5 protein-coding genes, 1 tRNA gene and 2 pseudogenes are annotated in these 5,974 nt (G+C 41.5%); 4 read left to right on the top strand and 4 right to left on the bottom strand.

Annotated features, from left to right (window positions below; translation table 11 throughout):
- Positions 1 to 136: 136 nt before the first annotated feature.
- Both PX482_RS09630 and trmB read right to left on the bottom strand, forming a co-directional pair.
- A pseudogene (locus tag PX482_RS09630) lies at positions 137 to 379 on the bottom strand (hypothetical protein); the annotation flags it as partial.
- Between the two features lie 34 nt (positions 380 to 413).
- On the bottom strand, positions 414 to 1,049 hold the full coding sequence (trmB, locus tag PX482_RS09625; RefSeq protein ID WP_286825890.1) for a tRNA (guanosine(46)-N7)-methyltransferase TrmB: 636 nt from the start codon (positions 1,047 to 1,049) through the stop codon (positions 414 to 416).
- A 65-nt stretch (positions 1,050 to 1,114) separates the two neighbouring features.
- On the opposite strand from trmB, the gene PX482_RS09620 reads away from it, so the two are divergent.
- From PX482_RS09620 to petG, 3 genes are all read left to right on the top strand, one after another.
- Complete coding sequence (locus PX482_RS09620; protein WP_288094580.1) at positions 1,115 to 2,203, top strand: metallophosphoesterase family protein; 1,089 nt, start codon at positions 1,115 to 1,117, stop codon at positions 2,201 to 2,203.
- A gap of 362 nt (positions 2,204 to 2,565) precedes the next feature.
- On the top strand, positions 2,566 to 3,051 hold the full coding sequence (locus tag PX482_RS09615; RefSeq protein WP_002759444.1) for a hypothetical protein: 486 nt from the start codon (positions 2,566 to 2,568) through the stop codon (positions 3,049 to 3,051).
- A 270-nt stretch (positions 3,052 to 3,321) separates the two neighbouring features.
- Positions 3,322 to 3,438, top strand: coding sequence for a cytochrome b6-f complex subunit V (gene petG / locus PX482_RS09610; protein WP_002738052.1), 117 nt, complete (start codon positions 3,322 to 3,324; stop codon positions 3,436 to 3,438).
- A 170-nt stretch (positions 3,439 to 3,608) separates the two neighbouring features.
- Here the strand turns inward: petG and PX482_RS09605 are convergent, their stop codons facing one another.
- Positions 3,609 to 4,160 carry a 1,2-dihydroxy-3-keto-5-methylthiopentene dioxygenase gene (locus PX482_RS09605; RefSeq protein WP_002759439.1) on the bottom strand — a complete coding sequence of 184 codons (552 nt, stop codon included), beginning with the start codon at positions 4,158 to 4,160 and terminating at the stop codon, positions 3,609 to 3,611.
- A 131-nt stretch (positions 4,161 to 4,291) separates the two neighbouring features.
- On the opposite strand from PX482_RS09605, the gene PX482_RS09600 reads away from it, so the two are divergent.
- A tRNA-Ala gene (locus tag PX482_RS09600) sits at positions 4,292 to 4,364 on the top strand.
- Between the two features lie 41 nt (positions 4,365 to 4,405).
- On the opposite strand, the pseudogene PX482_RS09595 reads toward PX482_RS09600, so the two are convergent.
- A pseudogene (locus tag PX482_RS09595) lies at positions 4,406 to 5,836 on the bottom strand (hypothetical protein); the annotation flags it as partial.
- Between the last annotated feature and the right edge of the window lie 138 nt (positions 5,837 to 5,974).

Raw genomic sequence — 5,974 nt, 5'->3', positions numbered from 1 at the left:
TCCTTATCTGGTAAGAGACTTAATTGATTAGTTCGCTCTAGATCAAAAACAATCGACAAAAATCGCTAAATGCCTTTCTATATAAGGGTTACATCCAATATAACCCCCGTCCATTGCATAACACAAACCGAAGAGCCGTAATTTTTAACCAGGACGGTAGATAGCGACCCTTACCCAAAACGATTCCCGCTCTCTTTTTAGCTTTTTGAGTTCCCGTGATAAAGTATAATCGCCAAGTACCGACTAAAGCCGCAAAAGTAAGATTTTCTTTAGTTTTTTTATTGTTTTTTTCTTTTGTTAAGAGAAATTCTAGCAATTGAGATACAGGGGGGCGATTATTGTCCTCAAGTATTAGGGGTGAGTCGAGATTTCTAACCATGATTTCAGACAGTGCCAAGATATTTTAGCTGAAGCTACCGAACTCGAAAAAGCGAGCGATAAACCGGTTGACCCTTATTATAAGTGGACTTTTCCCTCTCCGTCGGTACGGGGAAAATATTTTCCTCTAACCAGGGGGTTTGATGTTGCCGAACAAAATTGGGATGTGCTTGAAATCTCTCGGTCATTTCCAGGGCGATCGATTCCACATCCGACTGTAAAAAAACCCAGCCCCCAGCTACCATATACTTAGCCAAAGCTATGACTAATTCTGGCTGCACAACCCGACGCTTGCTGTGACGCTGTTTAAACCAAGGATCGGGAAATTGAATCGACACCCAAAATAACTTATCCGCGGGCAAAGATTGCAGTAAAATTTCTGGGGCAACATTCATATTGCCAAAAACAAAAGCGAGATTACTTAATCCTAACCTTTCCCGTTCCTGATTCGCTTCAATTACCAAAGGTTGACGAATTTCAATCCCCAAAAAATTAATTTCTGGCTCTACTTGGGCCATTTGTAACAAAAATTTACCCCGCGCACAACCAATGTCAAGATGGAGAGGTTGCGTCATATCCTGATAAACTTGATTCCAATCGGGGGGAGCGATCGGATGGCGATATTTATGACTTAAGGGATTGACGTGCTGACGAACGCGAACTTTAGCCAAAGATATTTTCTCCTCATTTCTCCTCGATCGATCTAGTTTACCGATATTTAGCCCAATTCAATGCGATGAATTTCCGTTTCGCCATTCTCAGCGATCCTCATATCGCTTTACCCACAACCATTTTAAACCATTCTAATCGCTTTCATCTGGTGGAAGTGAGTATTCCAGCTTTAAAAATTGTTTTAGACCATCTCATCACCCTTAACCTCGATTTTCTGCTGATTGCTGGCGATTTAACCCAAGATGGTGAACCAGAAAATCATCGTTGGTTAGCCGATTGTTTAGCCACTTTACCCTTTCCCGTCTATGTGGTGCCTGGTAATCATGATGTTTTGAGTTTAACCGCGACGGAAAACCAGATCGGTTTAGCAGATTTTCCCTTCTATTATCAACAATTTGGTTACAGCGACCCCGAACAAATATACTACCAAAAAGAAATTTTACCCGGAGTGCAATTAATCGGTCTTAATTCTAATCAATTCGATGAGCAAGGTGGACAAATTGGCAGTTTAGATGCAGAACAATTGCATTGGTTAAAACAGACTTTACCCGCGCTAAAAAACGATCTAGTGATGGTGATGATCCATCATAACGTTATCGAGCATTTACCCGGACAAAGCAATCATGAATTAGGTAAACGCTATATGTTGGCTAATGCGGTAGAACTGCTCGATATACTACAGGAAAACGGCGTAAAATTGTTGATTACTGGCCATCTCCACGTGCAGGATCTGGCTTTTACTAGAGGTATCTATGAAATTACCACCGGTTCCCTCGTCAGTTATCCCCATCCCTACCGGGTGCTAGAATATTGCGAAAACACGGTTGAATTAGCCATAGAATCTTTTCATCTGCAAAATATACCCGGATGGGAGAATTTACCCGCTATTTCTCGGCAATGGTTAGGCGATCGCTCTTATCCTTTTATGATGCGTTTATTAACCTGCCATCCCCTCAATCTTCCCGTGAGTCTAGCGGAGGAATTAGCCCCGAAATTACGAAATTTTTGGGCAGATGTGGCTAAAGGTGACACAATCTTCGATTTTAGCGATTTTCCGCCCCTAGCACGCCGTTATTTTTACGCTTTCAGTGCCATCGATCCCCTCGGTAATCCTCATTTTATCGACAATCAAGCCGTAATTAGGGTTTGCTGAAAAAGCTTTTCCTAGGGGCAGGGTGTGGGGTGTGGGGTGTGGGGTGTGGGGTGTGGGGTTTTACCGATTTTCAGGTGGTCAATTACCTAATTTTCAGGGAAAAAGTACCTGAATTTTCCCCCCAATCACTCCAAAGGTCGGCACTTTTTGAGGGAAAACAAGTCTAAAAGTCTTATACAACAAGGTTTTTAGATTTATTCAGCAAGCCGTAATTAGTTTCAAGCATCAGTTCAGTTATCGGCGCTCAAACTTGCTGGTGGAGATGGGAGAATAGCTGCAACAAATAATTAACTATAGCTTATAGTTAAAGGACTATCCGGCAGCGCGACCGCTATCTTGGCAGAAAATATCAAAAAAAATCAATGGAAGCAATTAAAAAGGAATTGAAAAAAATCGGTTCTCTTGCCCTCTTTTTTTTCTTGGCTTTCGGTTATATTCTTCTGATCATGAAATTATTTCTGGAAGAATATTCGATTACTACCTACGTTTTGGGTAAAGCGAGCTTAGGGGCGATCATTGCGGCAAAAACCGTGGCCATTCTCGACGCAGCCATGAAGCTAGAATGGTTAGAAAATCGACCCCGTTACGTTAGTGTTCTGTATAGAACCTTTGTTTATACCCTAGCAGCACTGATTCTCGGCTCGATCGAGGGTTTTCTGGAAGCTTATCGGGGAACGCGGGTAATTTCGGAGGCAATGGCCAAATTTTGGCAAAGGGAAAGTTTCTCTCAAATCCTTGCGGTTACTCTCTGTCTAGCAGTGGTTTTTTGTCTCCACAATCTCTGGCAAGAAATCGATCGCTATTGGGGTAAAGGCACATTGAGAAAATTTTTTCTCGGTCGCTCCTAGAGTAGAGCAGTTATCTTAATGGTGAGATAGCAAGTTTTCCTTTTCGGGAGTCGGGAGATAAGAGTCAGGGATTTAGGGAGATAGGGAGATAGGGAGATAGGGAAATTTCAGCTAAATTCCCCACTACCCCCCACACCCCACACCCCACACCCCACACCCCACTACCCCAACACTCCACTTAAGAAGTATGTGCGATCGCCCTATCTTTCCAGGGCAACCGCTGCTACGATAAAATACGGGTGAAAAATTGCTAATCCAAGGAGTACAGACGTGATTGAACCTTTAGTGCTAGGGATTGTCCTAGGCTTAATTCCCATTACCCTAGCGGGTTTGTTCGTTGCCGCCTACTTACAGTACAAACGGGGCAATCAATTCGGCTTAGACTAAATCTATCACGCCAATCCCCCGAATTGAGATAATCTCCCGTCAAGCTAGGCACTAGACGGGAGATTTTCAACAGGACAAATATACCCCTTAACAGATTGTGGCTGCCGGCGTTGCCATCCCTGCAAAACTTATCTGTCTTATTGGGAAAGCACTCGCCAAAAAACCAAAGGCTACACGGCTGTTAAACTAGGAAAACGAATGACAGTTTCCGTATATTCGGGAACCCATCCGGCGGTACTGGTAAAGTAACGCACTGCTTTAACTCGTTTACTGGCAGTGAGGTGAAACCAGTGTTCGCTATGGGCAGGAACATTGATATATTCTTGAGGTTGAATAGTTAATTCCCCCTGAGAACCATCGGCAAAGACAAAGCCAAAAACCCCCTCCCCATCAATGATATAACGCACCTCATCGTCGGCGTGGGTGTGACAGCGCTCGAACTTTGCCAGTAAAGTGTCGAGATTGGGAATTTCAGGGTGTAAAACGATTAAATCTCTGGCTTGATAACCCGCTTCTTGTTTAAGTTGCTCAAAATAACCGTCTAAGCTGGTTAAAACTATTTCTTTTTCTTCGTCAGTCAGAGAAGCTTGTTTAAGTAGCTGACGAGTGGCTTCGTTTTCGATCGGCCAATAGTTTAAAGTGACATTTAATTTGGCCAATTCCAGACTAATATCGGCTAACTGGGTATAGGTTGTCCCATTCTCTAAGCGTAGTATCGCCATTAGTTATCATCCTCAAGATTACTTTTTCCATTTTAAAGTTTTCCAGAGAGAAGCCGCTCGATTTTTTGCCCCTCGATCCCTTGCCAGTTCCTAGGATTTTCTGCTCAAAAATGCTATTATGGTCTATATATGGGGAATTAGCTCAGTTGGTAGAGCGCTGCGATCGCACCGCAGAGGTCAGGGATTCGAGTTCCCTATTCTCCATTTGCCAGAGATATTAACCGCTTTTCAAGCTTCAAGAAAGATTATGAACCAGTCTCAACTTCCCAAAAAGGCGTTACTTTTATTTCTGGGGAGAATAGCAGAGGATTACTGACAGAAAAGCTAAAGGATTTGACTTGTGGTGGTAATTTTCCTTGAAAAAATGCCATTAATTCCTGATCATTTCTCGGTAAATGACTAAGGATAACTCCATTAGCTGAATTATCTTGAACAAAGCGAAAATTGGCTTGAGTTCCATCGAGATAATTAACGTTAATTATCACGGGAGGGATTCTAAAGAGTTGTTTGACTATTTTACCCAACCAAGAATATTCAAATTTAACTTGAACACGAGTAATCCCACTATTACGAGTAGGTAATTCATAGACTTGATCCCAAGTAACATTAGTAGTCTCTCCTAGAGGGGTTGGAATGCAACGACTGACTTTTTGTTTTTCTAGAAGATAAAAGTTGGTTTTGATTGCGGGGACTTGGAAGGGCGAATTTACCGAGTCAAGTTGATAATTACAAACCACATAGGAAAAGGCTTTAGGTTCATCAAAAAAAGGATGTCTGCCATCAATAGCTTGAAAGTGATAAATCAGATAATCTCTGGGAGATTGAGATAAGCTTTGATAATTTAGTTCATCCAGTTTTTCTGTATAAGCAGAATAGGATTGAATAATCGGCCGCGGTTTCCAATTAAGCTGATTGCCCGGAATCAGTGAAAATTCCCAGGGAATTATATCAATAGTTTTGCCTTGCACTTTTCCCAGCACAGAATCGGGTATTTTGGTAGCGGCAGCAATGACTTGTAAATTTTGAGTTGTACTCCTTTCACCTCGCATTTCTAATTCTCTGGGATTAAGGATAGAGGAAATGACAACCCCAATATTATTAGCCACCCTATCGGGACTGAAATTACTCCACTGGCGAGCATTTTCCAATATAGTCCAATTAGGACTAGAGGTGATAATAATACATCCCAAAAAAATTATTCCCCAAGCACAATAAGCAATTTTCTTCAACCGAGATTTTTTAATAATTGTTGTATAAAGAGAAGCTGAGACAATAACCACAAGTGTAAAAACAACAACGTGAGCATCTTGCCTAACAAATCCATGCTTAAATGATAAAAATATAGGAAAAATATAGGCAATAGCGAGACTAGGGTTTTGGTCTATAATTGCCAGAGACATTAAAAGCAAACTTAAGGACAAGCAGAGCAAGGCAATGAGTAAATGCTGGTAATTTCCTACAATACTCATCGCACTGGAATAACCAGAAGAAAATGCCCAAGAATTGCTCAAATATTCGATGAGAGAGGGAAAATTATTGAGATTAATTGTTTGGATAAGAAGTAACCCATAAAGCCCATAAAATACTAACAGAGGTAAGAAGTTAAGTAAGTAGTTCTGATTAAATAGAAGATAGATTCTGCCTTTGATACCCCTTGCCTCTCTTAATAAGGGGGGCTCTTCGGTTTGTGTTATGCAATGGACGGGGGTTATAAGGGATGGAACCCTTATAGAGAAAGGCATTTAGCGATTTTTGTCAATTGTTTTTGCTCTAGAGCGAACTAATCAATTAAGTCTCTTGCCAGATAAGGATTT

The organism is Microcystis sp. M53602_WE12, assembly GCF_030065455.1.
Taxonomy (GTDB): Bacteria; Cyanobacteriota; Cyanobacteriia; order Cyanobacteriales; family Microcystaceae; genus Microcystis; species Microcystis aeruginosa.
This window is presented reverse-complemented; position numbering and strand designations above follow the sequence as displayed.